The following is a 24960-nucleotide window of genomic DNA, read 5'->3' on the forward strand; positions in this document are numbered from 1 at the left end:
CTGACTATTCATGCGATTTCCCATGAATGGACGCGCGTAGAAAGCCTCCCGGACGCCACGACGGCGTCCGGGAGGCGGAAAAAATACCCTCGCGCTCAGCGCATTCGGGTCGCCCATTCCTGAACTTTTCTGATCCGCTCGCGGAGTTGGCCGCCCGTGGCCTCCGCGCTGGGCGGTCCCCCGCACACACGGCGCAGCTCCGTGTGGATCACTGAGTGCGGTTTGCCGCTCTGGTGGACGTACGCGCCCACCATCGTGTTGAGCTGCTTGCGCAGTTCGAGCAGTTCCTTGTGGGAGACGACGGGGCGCCGGTCGGCGGGCAGCTCCAGCAGATCCGCCTCGGCGTCCGGCTTCTTGCGGCTGTGCGCGATCTGCCGGGCCTGCCGCTTCTGGAGGAGCATCTGCACCTGGTCGGGCTCCAGAAGGCCGGGGATGCCGAGGTAGTCCTGCTCCTCCTCGCTGCCGGGGTGCGCCTGCATGCCGAACTCGGCACCGTCGTACAGCACCCGGTCGAAGACCGCGTCGGACTCCAGCGCCTCGAAGGGCAGCGTGTCCTGCTCGCCGGTGTCCTCGTCCTCCTGGCGCTCGGCCTCCGCCATCTCCTTCTCGGACTCGGCGTACGGGTCCTCCTCGCCGGCCTTCTTCGGCTTGTCGAGGACGTGGTCGCGCTCCATCTCCATCTCGTTGGCGAAACCGAGGAGACCGGGGATGGTGGGCAGGAAGACGGACGCCGTCTCGCCGCGCCGTCTGGACCGGACGAAACGGCCGACGGCCTGCGCGAAGAACAGGGGCGTCGCGATGGTCGTGGCGTACACGCCGACCGCGAGGCGCGGCACATCGACGCCCTCCGACACCATGCGCACGGCGACCATCCAGCGCTCCTGGCCCGCGCTGAACTCGTCGATGCGCTTGGAGGCGGCGGCCTCGTCGGAGAGCACGACGGTCGCCTTCGTCCCGGTGATCTCACGGACGATCTTGGCGTAGGCGCGCGCCGAGGCCTGGTCGGTGGCGATGACCAGCCCGCCGGCGTCCGGGATGGACTTGCGCACCTCGGTGAGCCGGCGGTCGGCGGCGCGCAGCACGTTGGGCATCCACTCGCCGCGCGGGTCGAGCGCGGTGCGCCACGCCTGCGAGATCGCGTCCTTCGTCATGGGCTCGCCGAGCTTGGCGGCGATCTCGTCACCGGCCTTGGTGCGCCAGCGCATGTTGCCGCTGTAGCTGAGGAAGATGACGGGGCGCACGACGCCGTCGCCCAGCGCGTTGCCGTAGCCGTAGGTGTAGTCGGCGGACGAGCGGCGGATGCCGTCGTCGCCCTCCTCGTACGCGACGAAGGGGATCGGGTTGGTGTCGGACCTGAAGGGCGTGCCGGTCAGCGCGAGCCGCCTGGCGGCCGGCTCGAAGGCCTCGAGACACGCCTCGCCCCAGGACTTGGAGTCACCGGCGTGGTGGATCTCGTCGAGGATCACCAGGGTCTTGCGCTGCTCGCAGCGGTTGCGGTGGAGCATGGGCCGTACGCCGACGCCCGCGTACGTCACGGCGACCCCGTGGTACTCCTTGCTCAGCGGCCCCGCGCTGTACTCCGGGTCGAGCTTGATCCCTATCCGCGCGGCGGCGTCCGCCCACTGCTTCTTGAGGTGCTCGGTCGGCGCGACGACGGTGATCTGCTGCACGACATGGTGGTGCAGCAGCCAGGACGCGAGGGTCAGCGCGAAGGTGGTCTTCCCGGCGCCGGGGGTCGCGACGGCGAGGAAGTCGCGCGGCTGCTCCTGGAGATATCGCTCCAGCGCCTTCTCCTGCCAGGCGCGCAGCTTGTTGGCGGTGCCCCAGGGCGCGCGGCCGGGGAAGGCGGGTGAGAGGTGGTGGGAGGCGGTAGTAGTCACGGTCTCCGGTTCGCGGACGCTCGGGTGCACGGGCTGGGGCACGGGATCGAGGACGCCCCGACCCCCGGGCTCAGATACGACAACCGGGCCACCCTACCGGCGGCCCGGCCCGATCCCCGTACGAACGAGCCGGGGCCGCCCAGGTGCGACCCGGCTCACATCCCGCCGCGCGGGGCGCGCGGCCGGCGTTCGGTCCCGGCGGTTCGCCGGGCCGCGACGGCGGCGGTCACCGCGTCCGTACCCTCGTCGCCACCCACACCCCAGCCAGCGCCACCGCGGCCATGGGGAGGAACACCGCGGCGAACGCGGCCGGGTGGGAGGCGTCGGCCGAGGTGAGGTCGTGGGCGCCGACCGCGCCGCCGCCCAGGGCCGCGAACGCCGCGCCGCCCGCCGCCAGCAGCAGGACGTTCGAGAGGCCGTCGGATATCTGGAGCGCGGCGGAGTTCGTGCCCGCCTCCTCGGGAGGTGAGAGCTTCAGCAGCAGCACGCTCGTTGACGCGATCACCGCGCCCATGCCGAGACAGCCGACCGCCCAGGCGACGCCCACGACCCAGACCGGGACCCACTCGATCAGCACGCTCGGGGCCGCGGCGATGGAGGCGGCGACCAGCGCCATGCCGCCCATCAGCAGCCGTTCGCGGTGCGGTTCCATGCGGGGGCGGGACTGGATGTACGAGCCGAGGGCCCACGTCGCGCCGCCGACGGCCAGCGAGAGGCCCGCCAGCGTCGGGGACAGGCCCCGCTGGGTGACGAGCATCAGCGGTACGAAGCTCTCCGCCGCGATGAAGGAGCCGGCCGCGACGCCGCGCAACAGGACGACCGACGGCATGCCGCGGGCGGCGCGGTAGGTGCCGGGCGGCAGCAGGCCGAGCACGGCGGGCACGATCAGCGCGGCACCCGCCGCGCCGGGCAGCAGGGACCACCAGTTCAGGTCCTGGCCCGCGTACTGGAGCAGGCCCGCGCCGAGCGAGATCGCCAGCGCCAGCCGGATCCGGCGCCGGTCGAAGGCCGGTACGGGCACAGTGTGGTCGGCCGGCTGGGCGGGCCCCGCCGCCATCTTCCGGATCGCGGGCAGCGCGGTCGCCAGCGGCAGCACCACCAGCACCGGGATGCCGATGAACACCCAGCGCCAGCCGAGGTGTTCGGTGACCGTGCCGGAGGCGAGCGGCCCGACGACCGAGGGGATGACCCAGCTCGCCGCGAACGCGGCCATGATCGCGGGCCGCAGCCGCTCCGAGTAGGCGCGGCTGACGACGACGTACAGCGCGACGATCACCAGCCCGCCGCCGAGCCCCTGGACCGCCCGGCCCGCGATGAACAGCCACATCGCGCCGGCCGTGCCGGAGAGCAGCAGTCCGACCGCGAAGGCGGTGATCCCGGTGACGAGCGGCCGGAGCGGGCCGCTGCGGTCGGCCCACTGCCCGGAGAGCACCATCGCGAAGAGGCTGGTGGTGAAGTACGCGGAGAAGGCGAACGCGTACAGCGAGACGCCCCGCAGTTCGCGGGCGGCCACCGGCATCGCCGTACCGACCGCCGTGGCCTCGAAGGCGATCAGCAGGACGACGCAGATGATGCCGATGCTCAAGCCCCGGTGGGCCCTGCCGAGGATGCCGTCGCCGCCGGGGCCGACCGCGAGAGGTGGGGCGGGCGGCGCGGGCGGGGCGGCTTCGGCGGCGACGGCGGCGTCGCTCGGTTCGAGGGCGGTCATGGCATCAGAGTAAGGGGCATGGACCCGTATGAACCCTGTCGCTGGTCGCGGCGGAGCTGGTCCCTTGGTCGTACGCCCATGAACGCCGTGTGGCAGTCGTGTTGCGGGACGCGCCGTTCCCTTGAGGGGTGCCCGCCGGCCCGCCTACGGTCGGTACAACGGTACGCACGGCCGTGTGCCCGAGTGGTTCAGGGGCTCGACTGCAAATCGAGTTACGTGGGTTCGATTCCCGCCACGGCCTCTTACAGAAGTCCTTCTCCCAGCGGCGTTCCCGCACTCCCCCGCCTACGAGCCGGCGCGCCCACGCGCCCGGCTCGTCTCGCGTCCGACCGTCAGGCCCCCGCCGTCACGACCGCCGACTGCGGCCTGACCGGCAGCCTGTTGACCGGCCGCCCCGTCGCCGCGCGCACCGCCGCCGCCACCGCCGCCGGGGACGTCACGACCGGTGCCGCGCTCGCCGGCTTCGCGCCGAACGGGGCGACCACGTCGCGCTCCTCGACCAGTTTGACGATCCGGATGTCGGGCGCGTCCAGGGACGTCGGCAGCGCGTAGCCGGTGAGGTCGGGACGGCGTACCAGACCGCGCGTCGTACGGAGGTTCTCCGTCAGGGCCGTACCGATGCCCTGGGTGACGCCGGCCTCGATACGGGTCGCGAGCTGAGCCGGGTTGAGGACCCGGCCGACGTCCTGCGCGACGGCCATCTCCACGACGCGGATCGAGCCGAGTTCGATGTCGACGTCCACGACCGCGCGGATCGCGCAGAAGGCGAGGCCGACGAACGCGTCGCCCTGGCCGGAGTCGTCCAGCGGTTCGGTGGGGTGCGGGCGGCACTGCGCGGTGGCCCACAGCTCCTTGCCGTCCATCGCCTCGGTGACGGTGGTCGACAGCACACCGTCGTAGGAGGTGATCTTTCCGTCGGTGATCTGGAGCAGCTCCGTCGACATGCCGAACTTGTGCGCCAGCGGCTGGAGGAGCTGCGTACGGACCATCTTCGCGGCGCGCTCGACGGCGCCGCCCGAGACCCAGGTGTGGCGGCCGTGCGTGGCGGGGCCCGCCGGGGGCTGGTCGGTGTCGACCGAGGCGACGTGGACCTCCTCGATGCCGAGCGTCTCCTGGACGATCTGGCGGGCGAGGGTGGAGAAACCCTGTCCGGTCTCGACGGCCGCGCAGATGACCGTGGCGACGCCGTCGTGGACCTTGACGGTGGCCGTGGAGACCTCGTCGGCGCCCTCGGCGCCGAGCATGTGGACCATGCCGAGCGCGTAGCCCACGCCGCGGCGTACGGCGCCGGGCTCGCCCGCGCCCTCGGGGCCGCCCGGCAGCAGCCAGGACGACTCGGGGATGTCCTTGGGCAGTGCGGGGAGCGGGAAGTCCCGGACCGCACGCAGCAGTTCGGCGACGGGCGCCGGGCAGGTCACCGTCTGCCCGGTGGGCAGGATGTCGCCGGTCGCCAGCGCGTTGCGCAGACGCAGTTCGGCCGGGTCGATGCCGAGTTTGGTGGCCAGCTTGTCCATCTGGCCCTCGTAGGCGGCGCAGACCTGCATCGCGCCCTCGCCCCGGACATGGCCCGACGGCGGGTTGTTGGTGCGCACGGCCCAGCCTTCGATGAAGGCGTGCGGGACGATGTAGGGGCCGCAGGCGAACGCGACGGCCGCCGCGAGGGATTCGGACGAGGCGTCGGCGTACGCGCCCGCGTCGAGGAGGATCTGCGCCTCGACCTTGACGAGCCGGCCCTCGCTGTCGGCGTGGTGGCGGTAGCGCAGCAGCGTCGGGTGCCGGTGCGCGTGTCCGAGGAAGGACTCCTCGCGGGTCGCGGCCAGCTTCACCGGGCAGCCGGTGCGCAGCGCGAGCAGGCCGAGCGGGATCTGGAAGCCGGGGTCCTCGCGGTCGCCGGTGGCGCCGGGGACTCCGGTGACGACGACCTTCACCTGGTCGGGTTCGAGGCCGAAGCAGGCGGCGGCCAGATCGCGGTCGGTGTGCGGGTCGGTGGACCCGGTGTAGATCTCCACGCCGCCGTCGGGGCGCGGTACGGCGAGGCCGGCCTCCGCGCCGATGGGGGCCGGGTCCTGGCGGCCGATCCGGTACAGGCCCTCGACGACCACGTCGCCGGTGAGGTCGGGGTCCCCGTAGCGCAGCGGGATGTGGCGGATCAGATTGCCGTCGGGGTGCAGCGGCTCCGCCTCGAAGGCCTTCTCCGGGTCGGTGACGGGATCGAGGACCTCGTACTCGACGGCGATGGCGGCGGCGGCGAGGCGGGCTGTGTCGGGATGGTCGGCCGCGACGGCGGCGATGGCCTCGCCGTGGTGGCGTACGACCTCGGAGGCGAAGACGGGGCGGTCGGCGACGAGCCGTCCGTAGGAGGGGTCGCCGAGGACGTCGAGATGGGTCACCACGGCCCGTACGCCCGGCATCCCGGCCGCCGCGCTCGTGTCGATCGACAGGATCCGCGCGTGCGGGTGCGGTGAGCGCAGGAGCGCCGCCCACAGCAGGCCCTCGGCCCAGAGGTCGGCGGCGTACGGGAACGTGCCCTCGGTCTTGGCGCGGGCGTCGGCCGGGGGGAGGGAGGCGCCGAGACCCAGCGCGGGCGGCTCCTGCCGGGGGCCGTCGAGCGCCTGGGTCTCGGTGGCCGCGTCGTTGCTCACGCCATGCCTCCGTCGTGCGGGTCGAGAGGTGCCGGGTGGGCGCCGCCTGCGCCCGGTGGTGCCTGGTGCGGGATGCGGGCCTCGTCGGCGGCCTCGGCGCTCGCCGCGCGTTCGGCGACGACCTCGCCGACGGCGTCGAGGACGCCCCGGTATCCGGAACAGCGGCAGAGGTTGCCGGACAGTGCCTGGCGGGTCTCCAGCTCGCTGGGGTCGTGGTTGCCTTCGAGGAGGTCGTGGACGGTCATGGCCATGCCGGGGATGCAGAAACCGCACTGGACGGCGCCGCAGTTGGCCAGGGCGCGCTGCACGTCGGACGGTTCGCCGTCGGAGGCCAGGCCCTCGACCGTACGGACCTCGGAACCGGCCGCGGTGGCCGCCGGGACGAGGCAGGAGGCGACGAGCCGGCCGTCGACCTGGACGTTGCAGGCACCGCACTCGCCCTGCGAGCAGCCGTCCTTGGCACCGGCGAGGCCGAGGCGCTCGCGCAGGACGTAGAGCAGGGACTCGCCGATCCAGGCGTCGGTGACGGGGCGGTCGCCGCCGTTGACGCGCAGGACGTAGGAGTTGGCGGGGTGTTCGGCGCTGTCGTTGCTGCTGGTGAGGGGGGTGGGTTCGGGCTCCGGTGCCGGCTCCGCGAGGGCGCCGGGCGCGGCTTCCGCTTCCGTCGCCGTGTCGGCGTCCGTTTCCGTGTCGGCGCCCGCTTCGGCGTCCGTGTCCCCGTCCGCTCCGGTCTCGGTCGCGGCCGCCGCTTCGGCGCCGGGCTCCTCGTCCGTGTCCGGTCCGGTCGCCGGAGCGGCTGCCTCGGTCTCGTCGGGCGCGGCCTGCGGCGGCTGTTCCGCCGCGGGCTCCGGAACCGGTTCCGGTTCGGGCGCCCAGGGAGCGCGCGCGCCACCCGGAAGCGTGGCGGGCGGAGCGCCGCCCGACCACTGCGAGGTGATGGGCACGGACGTGGTGAACTCGCCCGATTCGTCCGGAAGATCGTCCGTGACGACGGGGATCACCCACTGCCCCGTGAGCTGCGACGGGGACTCCGGCTCCGTACGGGCGTCCGGGGCGCCGCCGCCGTCGGCCGTGTCCGCGAAGGACCACTGGCCGGTCGCCTGCGGGTCGTGCGGCACGTCCGGGCCGGTGGCCGCGCCCGGGTGGTACGCGTGCGGATGGCCCTGCCCGTAACCCTGGCCGTACCCCTGCCCGTAGCCGTACGGATCGGGCTGCGTCTGCGGGGTGTGCGGCGCCCACTGCCCGACATCGGCCGGGCCGCCGGGACCCGCGCCGTCGTCCGGCTGCCGCTGGTCGATCGTCGGTGGTACGTAGCCGTGTCCGGGCGCCGCCAGCGGCGCGTCCGTCCTGTCCGGATGTGTGGGCGGCATCTGGACGAAGGCGGTCGACTCGCCGTCGTACTCGCCGCCCTGCGGGATCGGCTGCCACGCGCCGCGCTCCTGTGGATACCCGTGCGCGTGCGCCTGCGGACCCCCCTCCGGATTCCCGGAGTTCTCGTTCTCGTCGGTGGTCACGGCAGCGCCCTCCCCAGTGCTCGTCGAGCCAGCGTGGCGACGGTACGCCTCAGGTGCAGTACGGCGGGCGGCAGGGCGGGCGGCTCGCTCCCGTCCGCCTCCGGGACCGGGTCGGGGATACAGGCCGCGGCGACGTACTCCCCGAAGGCCGCCAGCGCCTCGGGCGCCAGCCCCCTGTCCGCGTCCCAGTCGATCAGCGAGGCGATCCAGCGCTCGGCCTCCATCGGGCGCAGCGGCATCGGCGCGATCGCGCCGACCGCGCAGCGCACGCCCCGGCGCGCCGGGTCGAGCACGACGGCGACGGACGCGGTGGCCCGGCCGGGGCCGGTGCGGCCGGTCGCCTTGAGGTAGACCTGCGGGGCGTGCAGCAGCGGTACGCGGACGAAGCCGATGAGTTCGGCGGGCGCCAGCATCTCGCGGCCCGCCAGCAGATGGGAGACGGGGATCTCACGGCGCGCGCCGTCGGGGCCCGCGACGACGAGGTCCGCCTCCAGGGCCGCCAGGACGGGCAGTGAGTCGCCGGTGGGGGCCGCGGTGGCGATGTTGCCGCCGAGCGTGCCCGCGTTGCGGATCTGGGGCGGGCCCGCGGCGCGCGAGGACGCGGCGAGCGCGGGGATGAGGGCGGCGAAGTCGGGCCGTCCCATGCGCGCGTGGGTGAGTCCGGTGCCCAGCAGGGCGTGTCCGTCCTGGTAGTGCCAGCCGCGCAGTTCGCTGATCCGGCCGAGTCCGACCAGGCCGGCCGGCCTGAGCAGGCCCTTGTTGACGGCGGCCATCAGATCGGTGCCACCCGCGACGGGCACGGCGGCAGGCATGGCGCTCAGTGCCGCCACGGCCTCGTCGAGCGAGACCGGCAACGTCACCGACTGCGCGGTCTGCGGTGCGTGCGTGGTCAACCCAGCTGCCCCTTCCCGGTGTCCCGGCTGTCCGCCTGTGTTGGCCGTACCGTACGTGCTCACAGGGCGGACGAGGCAACTCTGGCACATCTTCCGCGCCTACCGGTCCGAGGGTCCACGAAGGGGGTATCCGCCCCTGAACGAGGGGAAGATCCGCTTTCGCGCCTCTTGACCGACACATACGGAATGCCATTCTTCGGCACCCATGTACGACTTAAGAGTACGGACAACCCCCGTCGGGGGGCTCGCGATTCACCGGGTTCACGGTCTCAGACCGACGCGCGCGGGGCACGCGCGCCGGCGCGGGCTCACACGTTCGGGGGCGGTCCCTCGATCGGGCGTCCGAGACTCGCGGAGTCCCCGTTCGGCGCCGGGCGCCGCTGCCAGGGCAACGGGCCGCCGGGCGGCCGGTAATCGACCCCGAGCGCGTCAAGGCGCTTGTAGTGCACGGTCATTCGCCGTTCGAAATCCGTGAAGTCACGGTCCGCGGACGCGGGCAGGGCGGACCAGGCGACCTCGGCGAACGCGCAGAGTCTCGGGAAGAGCTGGTAGTCGACACGGGAACGGTCCTGCATCACCTCGGTCCACACATTGGCCTGGGTGCCCAGGACATGGGCGGCGTCGGCGCCGGTCAGCTCCGGCGGCACGGGCTCGAAGCGGTAGACGTCCTCCAGCGTGCGGACGTATCCGATGGGCATCGGCTCGTCCGCGCCCGCCGCCTGCCGGTGGTCCAGGTAGACCTGCTGCTCGGGGCACATGACGACGTCGTGGCCGGCCTTGGCGGCCGCGATCCCGCCGGCGTATCCGCGCCAGGAGGAGACGGCGGCGCCCGGCGCCAGACCGCCCTCCAGGATCTCGTCCCAGCCGATGAGGCGCCGGCCGCGCGCGGAGAGCCAGCCGTCGAAGTGCCGGATGAACCAGGACTGGAGCTCGTCCTCGTCGGCCAGGCCGAGTTCACGGATCCGCTCCTGGGCGGCGGGCGAGCGCTTCCACTGGTCCTTGGGGCACTCGTCGCCGCCGATGTGGATGAACGGCGAGGTGGCGGCCGGGAAGAGGTCGAGCAACTCCTCGAAGACGCCCTCGAAGAAACGCAGGGTGCTGTCGGAGGGCGCGAGCACGTTCGGGTTGACGCCCCAGGTGTCCCAGACCTCCAGCGCCGAGGTGTCGACGACGTCCGTGTTGCCCAGCTCGGGATAGGCGGAGATGGCTGCCTGCGAGTGGCCCGGGACGTCGATCTCGGGGACGACGGAGATGTGCCGCTCGGCGGCGTACGCGACGATCTCGCGGATGTCGTCCTGGGTGTAGAAACCGCCGTGCGGCTTCTCGTCCCAGATGTCCGAGAACCGGTGGCCGTACTTGGTCCGCGACCGCCACGCGCCGACCTCGGTCAGCTTCGGGTACCGCTTGATCTGGACGCGCCAGCCCTGGTCGTCCGTGAGGTGGAAGTGGAAGACGTTGAGCTTGTGCGCGGCCATCAGGTCCAGGAAGCGCAGGACGCCGTCCTTGGGCATGAAGTGCCGTGACACGTCGAGCATGACGCCGCGCCAGCCGAAGCGGGGGCTGTCCTCGATGACCTGACGGGGGATCTCCTGCCGTACGCCGGGGGACAGGGGCGCGCGGCGGAACGCCTTGGGGCCGAGGAGCTGACGGAGCGTCTGGGCGCCCCAGAAGACACCGGCCGCGCTGCCGCCGTGGATCTCCGCGCCCCACTCGGCGGTGATGTCCAGCCGGTACGCCTCGGGGGCCATGGACTCGTCGATCCGCAGCGACACCGCGTTGCTGCCGCCGGGCGGGCCGGGGGCGAGCGGGAGCCCCAGGGCCGCCCCGAGAGTGGTGCGCAGCCAGCGCTCGGTGCCCTCGGTCCCGGGCGCCGCCCAGAGCGTGGTGGCCGAGTCGGGGACGAAGCCACCGCTCTGCGGGCCTTCGACACTGACAGGCGCCGGGATCAGGTCCATCTCGTCAGTCCTCAGTCCTCGTTCGGCTGGCATATGCCGGAGTCAATGGGTCGTTGAACGTCCGGGCTGGACACTAGGCCCGGCCCTGACGAACGGACAAGTGGTCTCGACCAATCGGTGACCAGGCACACGTGTACCCGCCATCCGCCCGTGTACCCCCGCCTACCCCGCCCGTGCCCCCGCGAACGCGAACCGCCCCGGGGCGCGATGGAACGCACCCCGGGGCGGTCGAACCTGCCGGGCTACCGGAAGAAGAGCCGGTTCTAGCTCTTGCCCTTGCCGCTCTTGTCCTTGCCGCCCTTGTCCTTGTCCCCGCCGGGGCCCATGGACTCGTAGATCTCCTTGCACATCGGACAGACCGGGTACTTCTTGGGGTCGCGCCCCGGGACCCAGACCTTCCCGCAGAGTGCCACCACCGGAGTGCCGTCGAGGGCACTCGCCATGATCTTGTCCTTCTGGACGTAATGGGCGAAGCGCTCGTGGTCGCCGTCGCCGTGCGACACCTTCGGTGTCGGCTCCACGAGGGTGCCCGTACCTGCCCCGCGCTCGGGCTCAAGAGTGCTCATAACCGCCAAGGGTACCCACCCTCGCGCCATCCTGAAGGCCCCGGGCCCGAAGGGGTGTCCCGCGCTCCGCGACCACCCGCTCACGCGTCGCGTCGACGCAGCGTGACGAGCCCCCCGCAGAGCGCCGCGGCCGTCCACAGCAGCAGCACCGCGAGGCCGCCCCAGGCGCCCACGTCGATCCGGTCGTCGGGGACGACCCGCAGGATCCGGGCCCCGGCGACATTGGGCAGATACCGCGCGACGGCCCCGACGCCGGGCAGGCTCGCGAGAATGTCCGAGACGATGAAGAACAGCGGGACGAGGATGCCGAGCGCCAGGACCGTGCTGCGGAGCATCATCGCGACACCGGCGGAAATCAGACACAGCAGCGTCAGGTAGACGGCGAGCCCGACGACCGCGCGCAGCGAGCCCGGGTCGCCGAGCGAGGCGTTCTGCCGCTCCCCCATCGCCGTCTGCGCGACGGCGAAGGTCACGAAGGCGGTGGGCAGGGTCACCGCGAAGGCCGTCACGGCGACGGCGGTGAGCTTCGCCGCGCCGAACACGCCCCGGCGCGGTACGGCGGTGAGCGAGGCCCGGACCGTCCCGGACGAATACTCGGCGCCCACCGCGAGCACCCCGAAGCAGACGAGCGCGAGCTGCGCGACATTTGTGCCGGCGAAGCCGAAGCCGACCGCGTCAAACTCGGGCTTGGCCCCGAAGTCGTCGTAATTGCCCTTGATCACCGAGCCGTAGAGATACCCGATGCCGACCGAGAGGCCCACGACGGCGGCCAGGTTCCACCAAGTGGAACGGAGCGTACGGAGCTTGAGCCCCTCGGCGGACAGGACGGCCAGGAAGTGACCCGCCGGACGGCGGCCGGACCCGCCGCGTACCGCGCTCATCGCACACCGCCCGACGTCAGCCGCATGAAAGCCTCTTCGAGTGAGCCGGCCGGACCCGCGTGCGTACGGACGATCTCGTCCACAGCGCCCTCCGCGAGGAGTCTGCCGTGCCCGATCACCACGACGTGGTCGACGGTCAGCGCCGCCTCGCTCATCAGGTGCGAGGAGACCAGGACCGTCCGCCCCTCGGCGGCCAGCTCCCGCATCAGGGTGCGGATCCAGACAATGCCCTCGGGGTCGAGCCCGTTGACCGGCTCGTCCAGCAGCAGCACGCCCGGGTCGCCGAGCAGCGCGGCGGCGATCCCGAGCCGCTGCCTCATGCCCAGCGAGAACGTCTTCACACGGCGGCCCGCGACACCGTCGAGCCCGGTCATGCCGATCGCCTCGTCCACACGGCTGTCCGGAATGCGATTGGTCCTGGCGAGACAGCGCAGATGGGCGCGGGCGGTCCGCCCGCCGTGCACGCAGGAGGCTTCGAGCAGCGCGCCCACCGTACGCAGCGGATCGCGCAGCCGTCCGTAAGGACGCCCGTTGATCAGGGCGCGCCCCCGGGTCGGGCGGTCGAGGGCCAGCAGCATGCGCAGCGTGGTGGATTTACCGGCGCCGTTGGGGCCGAGGAAGCCCGTGACGCGGCCCGGTGCGACCGCGAAGGACAGCGCGTCCACGGCGGTCGTCGAGCCGTAACGCTTGGTCAGGTCAGACACTTCGATCATGCGCCGTACGCTCCCGCCCGCGCCGCCGTCCGCGCATCGGGCCGGGGGCGGAGCGGCGCCCTCTCCCTCTCGGGAGGGAGGCGGTGGACGCCCGCCACCTCTACGGTCGGAGCATGAGCGTCGACAGCCGCGCACGAGCGGTGTTCGGGCGCCGCGTCCCCGCACTCCTCGGGCGTGGCCTCGTGGCCGAGCGTGCCGTTGTGGGGCGAGACGCGCTCATCGTTCTCGTGTACGCCCTGCTGCTCACCGCCACCGGCAGCCCCGACGCCACCGTGCCGGGAGGGGCGAGCGGGACGACGGTCGGCGACCAGGAGGTGCCGCTCTGGCTCCAGTCGTCGCTGATGGCCGCCGCGACGCTCCCGGTGGCGCTGCGCCGCCTCGCCCCGCTGCCGGTCTTCTGCTGGGTGAGCGGGGTGTCCGCCGTCGCCGTGGTCTGCGAAGCCCTCTGGGACCCGTTCCTGCCGGCCGCGTTCGCGCTCTACACGGTCACGGTGACGCGCGAGGGCCGCCGCTGGTGGGAGCGCCGGCTGCCCGGTCTGGCGATCCTCCTGCTGTCCGTCGCCGCTCTGTTCGCGCCGTCGGACTTGGCGGACACGTACTGGTGGTCGACGGGCCCCGGCCAACTGCTGCTCGGTTTCGCCGCGCTGCTGGCCGCCGGGGAGCTGGGCCGGGTCGTACGGGAGCGGCGCGCCCTGGTGCTGCGGACGGGGCAGCAGATGGCCCAGCGCGCCGTCACCGAGGAGCGGCTGCGGATCGCCAGGGAGCTGCACGACGTGGTCACGCACTCGATGGGCCTGATCGTGGTCAAGGCGAGTGTGGCCAACCATGTCGTTCGGACCCGGCCCGAGGAGGCGCACGACGCGCTGCGGATCATCGAGGCCACCGGCCGGGGGGCGCTCACCGAGATGCGGCACATGCTCGGTGTGCTGCGCTCCGACACCACCGGCGAGCGTCTGCCGGCCGCGCTCGGCCCGGCCCCGGGACCCGGCGCCCTGCCCGAACTGGCCCGCCGCGCGGGCGCGGAGCTGACCGCCGAGGGGCTCGACGGGCTGCCTGAGGGTGTGGGGCTGGCCGTCCACCGGATCGTTCAGGAGGCGCTGACGAACGTGCTGCGGCACGCGGGCCCCGCGGCGCCCTGCCGGGTGCGGGTCACTGCCGCCGACGGTGTGATCCACGTCGAGGTCGTGGACGACGGGTGGCCCTTCGAGACCGGCGTGCCCGTCGAACGGCATCGGCGCGAGACCCGGCGCCCCGAGGGCCACGGCCTGGTGGGCATGCGCGAGCGCGTCGCCCTGTACGGCGGCACGTTCACTGCCGGTCCCCGGGACACCGGCGGTTTCGCGGTACGGGCGACCCTGCCGTACGCCGAGCCGCCCGCCGACGCGCGCGTGGAGGCCGCCCGGTGATCCGTGTGCTGGTCGCCGACGACCAGGCTCTGCTGCGCGGGAGTCTGCGGCTGCTCGTGGACGCCGAGCCGGGGATGGTGGCCGTCGGAGAGGCGGCGGACGGGGCGGAGGCGGTACGGCTGACCGCCGCCACACGCCCCGACGTGGTGCTGATGGATGTGCGCATGCCGGGCGTGGACGGGATCGAGGCGACGCGTCTGATCTGCGCTCCACCGAAGACCTCACCGAACGCGGGGCCTGCCGAACGAGCGCCGGGCGGCGGTCCGCACGTACTGATCCTGACCATGTTCGACCTGGACGAGTACGTGTACGGCGCGCTGCGCGCGGGCGCCGGCGGCTTCCTCCTCAAAGACGCCCCGCCCGCCGAACTGCTCGCCGCGATCCGGGTGGTGGCGGCCGGTGAGGCGCTGATCGCCCCGGCGGTCACGCGCAGGCTGATCGCCGAGTTCGCCCGCAGACCCGGCCCGGTACGGCGCGACAGCGCGGGGCTCGCCGGGGTCACCGACCGGGAGCGCGACGTGCTGGAGCTGGTCGCGCGGGGCCTGACGAACACCGAGATCGCCCAGCGGCTGTTCGTCGGTCTGTCGACGGTGAAGACCCATGTGAGCCATCTGCTCACCAAGTTCGGGGCGCGGGACCGGGCGCAGCTGGTGATCGTGGCGTACGAGACCGGCCTGGTCACCGCCGGGATCTCGGCGCCAGGCAGCCGTCAGCCCGACGAAGGCGCCCGCGCGGCACGTCAGTTGAGCGAGGGGTCGTCCGGATAGGTCGCGACCATGGCGAGTTCGCTGCGCTGTCGGCGCAGCACCGCGCGCCACAGGCTCTCGGGGCGCGGGGACGACACGTCGCCGGGCTCCGACTCGACCACGTACCAGGCGCCTTCGGTCAGTTCGTTCTCCAGCTGGCCCGGCCCCCAGCCCGCGTATCCGGCGAAGATCCGCAGCGAGCCGAGCGCCCGCGCGAGCAGTTCGGGCGGTGTCTCCAGATCGACGAGGCCGATCGCGCCGTGCACCCGCCGCCAGCCGAGCGGCCCCTCGTCGCCGGGGATGACGGCGAGGCCGAGCGCCGAGTCGAGGGAGACCGGACCGCCCTGGAAGACGACGCCGGGATCCCCGGCGAGGTCGCCCCAGGACTCCAGGATGTCCCCGACGTCCACCGGGGTGGGCCGGTTGAGAACCACGCCGAGCGAGCCCTCCTCGTCGTGGTCGAGCAGGAGCACCACCGCGCGGTCGAAGTTCGGATCCGCCAGGGCCGGAGTCGCGACGAGCAGCCGCCCTGTGAGCGAGGACACCTCGGTCATGCGACACATGATCCCGCACATTGGCCTTCGTTGGGGCCCGCGCGGCAGAGTGGGCGTGATAGCAGCTCAGGCGCACGGCGGCACGGGGCGCGCGAGGACGCGCCGTAACCGGGACCGAAGTGGACACCACCTGAAAGGTGACTCATCGCAACGGACGCCGAACAGAAAGTGTTCCGTCACCTTCCCTACGGCTTCAGGACGTCCGATGCCTTACGGGAGAGGGGCCCGAGCCCCTTACCCTTTTGCTTTGGCCCCCTGTCCGACGACTCCCGGAACGCGAGATTCATGACCGGCACAGACGATGTAATGCTTGTCCACGGCGGAACCCCGCTGGAGGGCGAGATCCGCGTCCGCGGCGCGAAGAACCTGGTGCCGAAGGCCATGGTCGCCGCCCTGCTCGGCAGCGGGCCCAGCAGACTGCGCAACGTGCCCGACATCCGTGACGTACGGGTGGTCAGGGGGCTGCTCCAACTGCACGGTGTGACCGTCCGCCCCGGCGAGGAGCCGGGCGAACTGATCCTCGACCCGTCGCACGTCGAGAGCGCCAACGTCGCCGACATCGACGCCCACGCGGGCTCGTCACGCATCCCGATCCTGTTCTGCGGCCCGCTGCTGCACCGCCTCGGCCACGCGTTCATCCCGGGCCTCGGCGGCTGCGACATCGGCGGCCGGCCCATCGACTTCCACTTCGAGGTGCTGCGCCAGTTCGGCGCGACGATCGAGAAGCGGGCGGACGGGCAGTATCTGGAGGCCCCGCAGCGGCTGCGCGGCACGAAGATCCGGCTGCCGTACCCCTCGGTCGGCTCGACGGAGCAGGTGCTGCTGACGGCCGTCCTGGCCGAGGGCGTCACCGAGTTGTCGAACGCCGCCGTGGAACCGGAGATCGAGGACCTGATCTGCGTGCTCCAGAAGATGGGCGCGATCATCTCCATGGACACCGACCGGACGATCCGCATCACCGGTGTCGACAAGCTCGGCGGCTACAACCACCGTGCCCTACCGGACCGTCTGGAGGCCGCCTCCTGGGCGTCGGCCGCGCTGGCGACCGAAGGCAACATCTATGTGCGCGGGGCCCAGCAGCGGTCGATGATGACGTTCCTGAACACCTTCCGCAGGGTGGGCGGCGCGTTCGAGATCGACGACAAGGGCATCCGCTTCTGGCACCCGGGCGGCCCGCTGAACGCGATCGCCCTGGAGACCGACGTACACCCCGGTTTCCAGACCGACTGGCAGCAGCCGCTGGTGGTGGCGCTGACGCAGGCCGCTGGCCTGTCCATCGTCCACGAGACGGTGTACGAGTCGCGGCTCGGCTTCACCTCGGCGCTCAACCAGATGGGCGCGCACATCCAGTTGTACCGGGAGTGCCTGGGCGGCTCGGACTGCCGGTTCGGCCAGCGCAACTTCCTGCACTCGGCCGTCGTATCGGGGCCCACGAAGCTCCAGGGCGCCGATCTGGTCATCCCCGACCTGCGCGGCGGCTTCTCGTATCTGATCGCGGCGCTGGCGGCGCAGGGCACCTCCCGGGTGCACGGCATCGACCTGATCAACCGCGGCTACGAGAACTTCATGGAGAAGCTGGTCGAGCTGGGCGCGAAGGTCGAACTGCCGGGCCGCTCACTGGTCTGACGCCTGGCCCTCATGTGACAAGGGCGGTCCCCCCGACCGGGGTGACCGCCCTTGTGCTCTGCCTGAGGGTGTTACTTGCCCTTGGCGGCTTCCTTGAGCTTGGAGCCCGCGGAGACCTTCACGCTGTAGCCGGCCGGGATCTGGATCGGGTCGCCGGTCTGCGGGTTACGAGCGGTGCGAGCGGCACGGTGGGTGCGCTCGAAGGTCAGGAAGCCGGGGATGGTGACCTTCTCGTCGCCCTTGGCGACGATCTCGCCAACGGTCTCGGCGAGGGCGGCCAGCACGGCGTCGGCATCCTTGCGAGTCACCTCGGCGCGGTCGGCCAGGGCGGCCACCAGCTCACTGCGGTTCATTTTGTTACTCCCGTGTTCTTCTTGCGTGTGAGGCGTGAGATCGAAGCCGATGCTGCCAGGACCCTCTGACAGTCCCTGTGACCGGGTCTGTCCTTCAGGTCTTCGCGCCCCAGTGGGGTATCCCCTGGACATAGTCCTTGAGAAAGCATCCTGCCCCCACCAGCGGCGGGAAAGCGAATCCGGGCCCTGAAACCCCCTTGGAGCAGCGGGCTCATGGTCCGCCACCCTAGAGGTGGGTGCACGGTGCCGCTAATCGCGACGCGCCGGGCGTCAGACGGACGTGGCGCCTGTCACAACGTCACCCGCGGCCTTGGCGGCGGACCTTACGGCCCCCGCGACGGCGCCCGCGACCTTGTCGTTGAAGACCGAGGGGACGATGTAGTTCGGGTTGAGTTCGTCACCCGTGACAACGTCGGCGAGGGCCGCGGCGGCGGCGAGCATCATGTCCGTGTTGACGGCGCGTGACTGCGCGTCGAGGAGGCCGCGGAAGACGCCGGGGAAGACCAGGACGTTGTTGATCTGGTTGGGGAAGTCGGAGCGGCCCGTGGCCACAACTGCCGCTGTCTCGCGGGCGATTGCCGGGTCGACCTCGGGGTCGGGGTTGGCCAGCGCGAAGACGATCGCGCCGTCCGCCATGGCCGCGACGTCCTCGCCGCCCAGTACGTTCGGGGCCGACACGCCGATGAACACGTCGGCGTCGACGACGGCCTCCTTGAGGGTGCCCGTGACACCCTCCGGGTTGGTGTTGTCGGCGATCCAGCGCAGGGGTGACTCGGCCGCCGCGGACACCAGGTCGGCGCGCCCGGCGTGCACCACTCCGTGGATGTCGGCGACGACGGTGTGCTTGACACCGGCCGCGATGAGAAGTTTGAGAATCGCTGTACCGGCCGCACCGGCGCCGGACATGACGACCCTCACGTCACCGATCGCCTTGCCGACCACGCGCAGGGCGTTGGTCAGCGCGGCGAGCACCACGATGGCCGTGCCGTGCTGGTCGTCGTGGAAGACCGGGATGTCCAGGGCCTCGCGCAGCCGCGCCTCGATCTCGAAGCAGCGGGGGGCGGAGATGTCCTCCAGGTTGATGCCCGCGAAGCCGGGGGCGATCGCCTTGACGATGGCGACGATCTCGTCGGTGTCCTGGGTGTCCAGGCAGATCGGCCAGGCATCGATCCCCGCGAACCGCTTGAAGAGGGCGGCCTTGCCCTCCATGACGGGCAGCGCGGCCATCGGGCCGATGTTGCCGAGGCCCAGCACCGCGGAGCCGTCGGTGACGACCGCGACGGAGTTGCGCTTGATGGTGAGCCGACGGGCGTCCTCGGGGTTCTCCGCGATCGCCATGCAGACCCGCGCCACACCCGGGGTGTAGACCATGGAGAGGTCGTCACGGTTGCGGATGGGGTGCTTGGACTGCATCTCGATCTTGCCGCCGAGGTGCATCAGGAACGTACGGTCGGAGACCTTGCCGAGGGTGACGCCCTCGATGCCCCGCAGTTCCTCGACGATCTCGTCCGCGTGGCTGGTGGAGCTGGCGGCGATCGTGACGTCGATCCGCAGCTTCTCGTGGCCGGACGCGGTGACGTCCAGGCCGGTCACCGAGCCGCCGGAGGACTCCACGGCCGTGGTCAGCTGGGACACCGCCGTACCGCTCGCGGGCACTTCCAGTCGGACCGTCATCGAGTACGAGACGCTTGGCGCCGTTGCCATGACCGTGTTCCTCTGCTTTCCCTGGCTTCGCTTGCCGCACCGCCTCGCGCCTGGCGTCCGGCGGGACCGTCCGATGGTCGCACCTACCTGCTGGTAGGCGGTAACGGGGGTGGAAACCGGGAAAAGCGGCAAGCACGAGCGGGTCCGCGCCAGTTTGTGGCGCGGACCCGCTGGTGTGAAGACCTGTTCCGGGGAATCCCCGTGAACACTAAGAAGAAAAGGATGGCACCGACCCGCCATGCTCGCCTCGCGGCAAGTGGTCGCTCGAAGCGACGAAGGTTGGGCCCGGGGGCTTGGATCGGGCCGGTGCCAACACCAGGCTAACAAACCACCCCGGAAAGTGATTCCCGCACGCGAGTTGACTTCACGGCCGGTCCCCGGACGGCGTGCGGATCACTCCCTGAGGAGGTCGGGAACCCCCTGCGCGTCGGGGTCGTCGCGGCCCGCCGAGACGACCGTGAGCTGCTGCGTGGCACGGGTGAGGGCCACGTACAGCACCCGCAGTCCGGCCGGTGACTCGTCGGCGATCTCCGCCGGTGAGACGACCACCGTGGCGTCGTACTCCAGCCCCTTCGCCTCCAGGCTGCCGAGCGCCACGACCCGGTCGCCGAGCCCCGCAAGCCAGCGCGCGGCCTGCTCCCGGCGGTTCATCGCGACGACCACGCCGATCGTGCCGTCCACGCGGTCCAGGAGCCGCCGGGCCTCCTCCCGTACGACCCCGGCCAGATCGCCGTCCCGGACGGCGCTGAAGCGCGGCTCGACGCCCGTGGAGCGGACGGCGGCCGGGGACTCCATGCCCGGCATCGCGAGCGCGAGCACCTTGGCGGCGAGCGCCGCGATCTCGGCCGGGTTGCGGTAGTTGACCGTGAGGGTGAAGTGGCGGCGGGGGCGGTTGCCCAGGGCCTCGTCGCGGGCCTCCGCGGCCTCGTCCGGGTCGGACCAGGACGACTGGGCGGCGTCGCCGACCACGGTCCAGGTGGCGTGCCGGCCACGGCGGCCGACCATCCGCCACTGCATCGGGGTGAGGTCCTGCGCCTCGTCGACGATGACGTGCGCGTACTCGGTGCGCTCGGCGGCCAGCCGCTCCGCGCGCTCCCGCTGCGACTCCTCGCGCTGCGGCATCAGCTCTTCGAGCCCGGTCAGCTGGTCCAGCGGGTCCAGCTCGCGGCGCTTGCGCGGGCGGGAGGGGGTGCCGAGCAGTTGCTCCAGCTCGTCGAGCATCGCCACGTCGTGCACCGACAGCGGCCCGGTGCCGTCGGGGCCGGCGCGCCGCAGCGAGCGGGCGACCTTCCTGGTCTCGTTCGGGTTGAGGATCCGTCGGGCCCAGCGGCCGAGGCGGCGCTCGTCGGCCATCGCGGCCAGCACACCGCGCGGGGTGAGTTCGGGCCACCAGGCGTCCAGGAACTCGGTGAAGCTGTCCTCGGACGTCACGTCGTCGTCGAAGCCGCCGCGCAGTTCGGCGGCCAGTTCCGCGTCGCCCTTCGCGATGTGGTCCCCGGCCCGCGACGCGGCGCCGGACTTCGCCCACAGCGCGTCGAGGAGCAGCTTGCGGGCACGCGGACGCAGCAGGTTGACGGGTGCGGTGCCGCCGAGGACGGACTGTCTGATGCGGTGCAGCTCGTCGGATTCCAGCTCCAGCCGGCGGCCGAAGGCGACGACCCGCAGCCGGGTGGGTGTGGCGGGGCGCCCGGATGTCCCGGGCGGGGCGCCGGTGGCGCTGTTGCCGCCGCTGTCGACCCGTGCCGCGCCCGGGTCCTCGTCCCCGAAGGCGAGCTGGCCGCTGGAGCGCCCGGCGGGCTGTCCCGCCGTACGGGCGCCGCGTCCGCCACGGCCGCCGTTGGGTGTCCTGTCCCCCTCCAGGGCTCCGCGTGCCGCCTTGCGCAGCACCTTCAGCATGCGCGCCGAGCCCTTGACGCGGGAGACGGCGGGCTCGTCGTACGCGGTGGCCTCCGCGCCGTCCACGAGGGATCCGACCGCGCGGATCGCGACCTGTCCCTCCTCGCCCAGCGACGGCAGCACGCCTTCGGTGTAGGCGACGAGCAGCGGGGTCGGTGAGACGACGAGGATGCCGCCCGCGTACCGCCGTCTGTCCTGGTACAGCAGATAGGCGGCGCGGTGCAGCGCGACGGCGGTCTTGCCGGTGCCGGGGCCGCCGGACACCTCGGTGACGGAGGCGGCGGGCGCGCGGATCACCAGGTCCTGTTCGGCCTGGATGGAGGAGACGATGTCGCGCATGGTGTGGCTGCGGGCCTGGCCGAGGGCGGCCATCAGCGCGCCGTCGCCGATGACGGGGAGCGTGGCGCCGTTCAGTGTGGCGGTCAGCTCCGGGCGCATCAGGTCGTCCTCGACGCCGAGGACCTTGCGGCCCTTGGAGCGGATGACCCGGCGCCGTACGACACGGCCGGGGTCGACGGGTGTCGAGCGGTAGAAGGGCGCGGCGGCCGGCGCGCGCCAGTCGATGACCAGCGGCGAGTAGTCGGAGTCGAGGACCCCGATGCGGCCGATGTGCAGCGTCTCGGCGATGTCGGCGGTGTCGTCGTCGCGTACGGCGTCGTCGGCGGGCTCGACGGAGGTGTACGCGCCGTCGGGGCCCTTCTTGCCGTCCTTGCCGGGCAGCAGGTCGACCCGTCCGAAGAGGAAGTCCTCGAATTCGTTGTTGAGCCGGTTGAGGTGGATCCCGGCCCGGAACACCTGGGCGTCGCGTTCGGCGAGCGCGCCGGGTGTGCCGACCTGGCCGCGTTTGGCGGCGTCGTTCATCAGGAATTCCGCCTCGTCGATCTTCTCTTCGAGGCGGCGGTAGACCAGGTCGAGATGTTCTTGCTCGACAGCGATCTCGCGGTCGCGCACGGAGTCGGCGCCCGCGGAGTTCCCCGTCGGGCGGGCGGGGTGGCTTATGGCGTCGTTTCCCTTGTCGCGTACGGGATCGACAACCGATCCAGCGGATTCAACAGCGGCATCCTGCGCGGCCACCGAGGCCCCCTTCTGACGTGCACTGGGCAGCCGTCAACCGTACGCGAAGGGGGCGGGTATGTCAGGCCTCGACCTCCACCAGACGTTTGCCGTCGAATGTCCGGACCTCGAAGTGGTCGATGTCGCCCAGGTCCATGGCGGAGCCGCCGTGCACGTAGAGCGGGTTCTTCGCCACGTCGTGCGTGCTGTCCGGGAGGCCGTAACCCCACTTCGGCACGGCCCACGAGGTGACGATCTCCTCCTCGCCGGTCTTGGACACCGCGATGAGGCTGCACTTGAGCGGGCCCTTGACGTTCTTCAGCTCCAGAGCCGCGTGTGTCCCCCAGCCCTTGCGTTCCATGCCCACGGTCGCGCTGACCTTGGTGACCGGGTCCGTCGCCCTGACCTTCTCCGGCATGTGCTCCATGAAGGCGTCCTCGGCGGGACTGGTGGGGTGCGGGTCGGCGGCCTGGTTGCTCGTGCCACCGTCGGCGGAGGTGGCGACGACCGCGACGGCGGGTCCGCCGATGACCAGCGCCGCCGCGGCGGCGACCAGATACATCGAGCGGCGCCTGCGCTTGGCGCGCTTGACCGCGACCTCGTCGACGAGCCGGTCGAGGAGCCGAGGGCTGGGCTGCACGGTGACCGCGGGCGCCGGTGGCGGCGCGGGCGTGGCGGCGCGCCCGAACGGGGAGGCGGGGACGCCGGACGCGGCAGGCTGGGCGAAGGGGTCGGACCGGCCGAAGGGTGACGACTGCCCGAACGGGTCGGGATTGTCCGCCAGCATGGCCAGCATCGGCTCCATCCCGGCGAACTCCTCCAGATGGAGCGCGCAGATGTGGCAGCCCGCCAGGTGCGCCTCGAAGGCGGTGGCGTCGGCTTCGTCCAGGATGCCGAGCGCGTACGCCGCCGCCGCGTCGTGCGCGGTCGTGCCGTCGCCCTGCCCGGACTGCTCGTACGTGGTCATGCCGAGACCCCCCTTTCCTCCAGCGCGAGCTTCATGGAACGCAGTGCGTAGAACACACGCGACCGCACGGTCCCACTGGGTATGCCGAGCGTCTCGGCGGCCTCGTTGACCGTGCGTCCCTTGAAGTACGTCTCCACCAGAACTTCCCGGTGGGCGGGGGTCAAATCATCGAGGGCATCAGAGAGCGTCATAAGCCACAACGCCTTGTCGATCTCGTCCTCCGCGGGCATGACCTCCAGCGGCGACGGGTCGACCTCCTGCGGCCGGGCCTGCCGGCTGCGGTGACCGTCGATGACGATGCGTCGGGCGACCGTCACCAGCCAGGGTCGGACAGAACCGGTCGCCCGGTTGAGCTGACCGGCGTTCTTCCAGGCACGGATGAGCGTCTCCTGTACGACATCCTCGGCCCGTTGGCGGTCGCCCGCGACGAGGCGCAGGACGTAGGCGAGCAGGGGTCCCGCGTGTTCCCGGTAGAGCGCGCGCATCAACTCCTCGTCGGGAACGGAGATGTTGGTGCGCTGTGCCTCGCTCCGGTGCCGGGCCCGGTGAGGTCGGTCTTCGGCCACGGCCGCATCCTTGCGCACCTGAACCTCCCGGGTCGAGACCTTGAGATGGCTGCTTGTTCCCATCACTGGTGACTTACGGACCGGTGGGGAGATGTACTCAACGGAGCAGCGGAAATCTTTCAAGATCTTTTACGGGGGCGGGGAGGGCGGATCCGCGGGGCGGGGGGGGTCGGCGGGCGGAGGAGCCGCCCCGCGGGGGCATCGCGCCCGGCGCGCCGGAAGCCGCCGGGCACGGAGCGCGGCCGACCCGCCGGGAGCCGCCCGGCACGGGGAACGGCGCGACGCGGAGAGCCACCCCGCGTGGGAAACCACCCCGCGCGGGCGTCGCGCCCGGCACGGAGAGCGGCCCGGCGCGGGGAGTCGCCCCGCTCGGGAAACCGCCCCGCGTGGGCGTCGCGGCCGATACGAGGAACCGCCCGGCACGGAGAGCGGGAAGCCACGCGGCGCGGGAACGGCGCGACGCGTGGGCAACCGCCCGGACCGGAGCGCGGTCGGCCCGCCGGAAGCCACCGGCCGCGGAGAACCGCCCGGCGCGGGAAACCACCCGGCACGGGGAACGGCGCGGCGTGGGGATCGTGCCCGGTGTGGGCAACCGCCCCGCGTGGGGACGGCGCCCCGCGGGGGTCAGGCGCGGGTGACCGCCGCTCGGCGGCGGTGTCTGGCGACCCGCTCCCTGTTGCCGCACACCTCGCTGGAGCACCATCGCCGACGGCGCCCGCGCGAGGTGTCCAGATACACCCGGCGGCAGCTGTCGCCCTCGCACTGCCTCAGGCGCGCACGGGCGACGGGGTCGGTCAGCAGGTCCACGGTGTCCCTGGCCACGGCCGCGAGCAGCGCGCCGCATTCGGGCTCGTCGCTCAGCGCCCGGACAAGTGCGCCGCCCGGTTCGCGTACGGCCCTGATGCCGGGCGGGGCTCCGGCGGCAATGGTGTTGACGCGCTCCAGCGCGGCCGCCGCGTACCGCCCGTCGATCTCCGCGCGCACCAACTGACCGACACAGTCGCGCAGTTCCGCGAAACGCCGGACCCAGGCGGTGTCGACGCCGGTCAGCGGGGTACCCGCCGGCACCAGACCGGAGCCGGTGAGCCAGCGGCCGAGCAGTCCGGCGCCGTCGGTCCGTGGCTGTTCGTCGAAGCCCTTCGGGGCCGGTTCCCCGGTGGCCACCAAGTCCAGGCACAGGCGCCCGGAGTCGAATCGCCACTCGTACGAGCCCACGCCCGTAGTCATGTGCCTGTCACCGCCTCGGTCACCGTCCTGCCGCGTTCTTCCCAGAGTGCATGCCCCGGAACGCGCCGGGAACCCCTCGGGGGACCACTCACTTGAACCGCGCACCACGA

19 protein-coding genes and 1 tRNA gene are annotated in these 24960 nt (G+C 72.2%); 4 read left to right on the forward strand and 16 right to left on the reverse strand.

Annotated features, from left to right (window positions below; all coding sequences use genetic code 11):
* Positions 1–95 precede the first annotated feature (95 nt).
* Both SSPS47_RS11515 and SSPS47_RS11520 read right to left on the reverse strand, forming a co-directional pair.
* The gene (locus SSPS47_RS11515) at positions 96–1880 is read right to left on the reverse strand and encodes a DEAD/DEAH box helicase (protein ID WP_164254517.1); all 1785 of its coding nucleotides are present in this window, start codon (positions 1878–1880) and stop codon (positions 96–98) included.
* Between the two features lie 226 nt (positions 1881–2106).
* On the reverse strand, positions 2107–3588 hold the full coding sequence (locus SSPS47_RS11520; protein ID WP_164250777.1) for an MFS transporter: 1482 nt from the start codon (positions 3586–3588) through the stop codon (positions 2107–2109).
* Between the two features lie 169 nt (positions 3589–3757).
* Between SSPS47_RS11520 and SSPS47_RS11525 the strand changes: the two genes are divergently transcribed.
* Positions 3758–3829, forward strand: a tRNA-Cys gene (locus SSPS47_RS11525).
* 91 nt (positions 3830–3920) lie between these two features.
* On the opposite strand, the gene SSPS47_RS11530 is transcribed toward SSPS47_RS11525, so the two are convergent.
* The 7 genes from SSPS47_RS11530 to SSPS47_RS11560 all read right to left on the reverse strand — a co-directional run bounded on the left by SSPS47_RS11530 (position 3921) and on the right by SSPS47_RS11560 (position 12752).
* Complete coding sequence (locus tag SSPS47_RS11530; RefSeq protein ID WP_147875530.1) at positions 3921–6230, reverse strand: xanthine dehydrogenase family protein molybdopterin-binding subunit; 2310 nt, start codon at positions 6228–6230, stop codon at positions 3921–3923.
* Positions 6227–7648, reverse strand: a complete 1422-nt coding sequence (locus SSPS47_RS11535) for a (2Fe-2S)-binding protein (protein WP_239065247.1) — start codon at positions 7646–7648, stop codon at positions 6227–6229. The genes SSPS47_RS11530 and SSPS47_RS11535 overlap by 4 nt, the downstream gene beginning before the upstream one ends.
* A 92-nt stretch (positions 7649–7740) precedes the next feature.
* Positions 7741–8637 carry an FAD binding domain-containing protein gene (locus SSPS47_RS11540; protein ID WP_147875531.1) on the reverse strand — a complete coding sequence of 299 codons (897 nt, stop codon included), beginning with the start codon at positions 8635–8637 and terminating at the stop codon, positions 7741–7743.
* Positions 8638–8945: 308 nt separating this feature from the next.
* Positions 8946–10592, reverse strand: coding sequence for a beta-N-acetylhexosaminidase (locus SSPS47_RS11545; RefSeq protein ID WP_164250779.1), 1647 nt, complete (start codon positions 10590–10592; stop codon positions 8946–8948).
* 263 nt (positions 10593–10855) lie between these two features.
* Entirely contained in the window at positions 10856–11158 is a 303-nt protein-coding gene (locus tag SSPS47_RS11550; protein ID WP_031231446.1) for a DUF3039 domain-containing protein, read from the reverse strand.
* Between the two features lie 80 nt (positions 11159–11238).
* On the reverse strand, positions 11239–12039 hold the full coding sequence (locus SSPS47_RS11555; RefSeq protein WP_164250781.1) for an ABC transporter permease: 801 nt from the start codon (positions 12037–12039) through the stop codon (positions 11239–11241).
* Complete coding sequence (locus tag SSPS47_RS11560) at positions 12036–12752, reverse strand: ATP-binding cassette domain-containing protein (RefSeq protein ID WP_164250789.1); 717 nt, start codon at positions 12750–12752, stop codon at positions 12036–12038. The genes SSPS47_RS11555 and SSPS47_RS11560 overlap by 4 nt, the downstream gene beginning before the upstream one ends.
* A 113-nt stretch (positions 12753–12865) precedes the next feature.
* Here SSPS47_RS11560 and SSPS47_RS11565 point away from each other — a divergent pair, with 113 nt between their 5' ends.
* Entirely contained in the window at positions 12866–14158 is a 1293-nt protein-coding gene (locus SSPS47_RS11565) for a histidine kinase (RefSeq protein ID WP_164250792.1), read from the forward strand.
* Positions 14155–14925 carry a response regulator transcription factor gene (locus SSPS47_RS11570; protein ID WP_164250794.1) on the forward strand — a complete coding sequence of 257 codons (771 nt, stop codon included), beginning with the start codon at positions 14155–14157 and terminating at the stop codon, positions 14923–14925. The genes SSPS47_RS11565 and SSPS47_RS11570 overlap by 4 nt, the downstream gene beginning before the upstream one ends.
* Here the strand turns inward: SSPS47_RS11570 and SSPS47_RS11575 are convergent.
* Complete coding sequence (locus SSPS47_RS11575; protein ID WP_078077097.1) at positions 14898–15458, reverse strand: YqgE/AlgH family protein; 561 nt, start codon at positions 15456–15458, stop codon at positions 14898–14900. The genes SSPS47_RS11570 and SSPS47_RS11575 overlap by 28 nt on opposite strands.
* A gap of 285 nt (positions 15459–15743) precedes the next feature.
* Between SSPS47_RS11575 and murA the strand changes: the two genes are divergently transcribed.
* Positions 15744–17084, forward strand: a complete 1341-nt coding sequence (gene murA / locus SSPS47_RS11580) for a UDP-N-acetylglucosamine 1-carboxyvinyltransferase (protein WP_147875535.1) — start codon at positions 15744–15746, stop codon at positions 17082–17084.
* Positions 17085–17155: 71 nt separating this feature from the next.
* Here murA and SSPS47_RS11585 read toward each other — a convergent pair whose 3' ends face one another.
* The 6 genes from SSPS47_RS11585 to SSPS47_RS11610 all read right to left on the reverse strand — a co-directional run bounded on the left by SSPS47_RS11585 (position 17156) and on the right by SSPS47_RS11610 (position 24850).
* Positions 17156–17437: an HU family DNA-binding protein gene (locus tag SSPS47_RS11585; RefSeq protein ID WP_003954777.1), complete on the reverse strand. Its 282-nt coding sequence runs from the start codon at positions 17435–17437 to the stop codon at positions 17156–17158.
* 270 nt (positions 17438–17707) lie between these two features.
* Positions 17708–19141: an NAD-dependent malic enzyme gene (locus SSPS47_RS11590; protein ID WP_147875536.1), complete on the reverse strand. Its 1434-nt coding sequence runs from the start codon at positions 19139–19141 to the stop codon at positions 17708–17710.
* Between the two features lie 393 nt (positions 19142–19534).
* Positions 19535–22111 carry a UvrD-helicase domain-containing protein gene (locus tag SSPS47_RS11595; RefSeq protein WP_164250796.1) on the reverse strand — a complete coding sequence of 859 codons (2577 nt, stop codon included), beginning with the start codon at positions 22109–22111 and terminating at the stop codon, positions 19535–19537.
* Positions 22112–22172: 61 nt separating this feature from the next.
* Entirely contained in the window at positions 22173–23057 is an 885-nt protein-coding gene (locus SSPS47_RS11600; protein WP_164250798.1) for a zf-HC2 domain-containing protein, read from the reverse strand.
* On the reverse strand, positions 23054–23686 hold the full coding sequence (locus SSPS47_RS11605) for a sigma-70 family RNA polymerase sigma factor (protein WP_239064858.1): 633 nt from the start codon (positions 23684–23686) through the stop codon (positions 23054–23056). The genes SSPS47_RS11600 and SSPS47_RS11605 overlap by 4 nt, the downstream gene beginning before the upstream one ends.
* 561 nt (positions 23687–24247) lie before the next feature.
* Positions 24248–24850, reverse strand: coding sequence for a CGNR zinc finger domain-containing protein (locus tag SSPS47_RS11610; protein WP_164250800.1), 603 nt, complete (start codon positions 24848–24850; stop codon positions 24248–24250).
* Positions 24851–24960: the final 110 nt, after the last annotated feature.

Source organism: Streptomyces sp. S4.7 (assembly GCF_010384365.1).
In the GTDB taxonomy this organism is placed as follows: domain Bacteria; phylum Actinomycetota; class Actinomycetes; order Streptomycetales; family Streptomycetaceae; genus Streptomyces.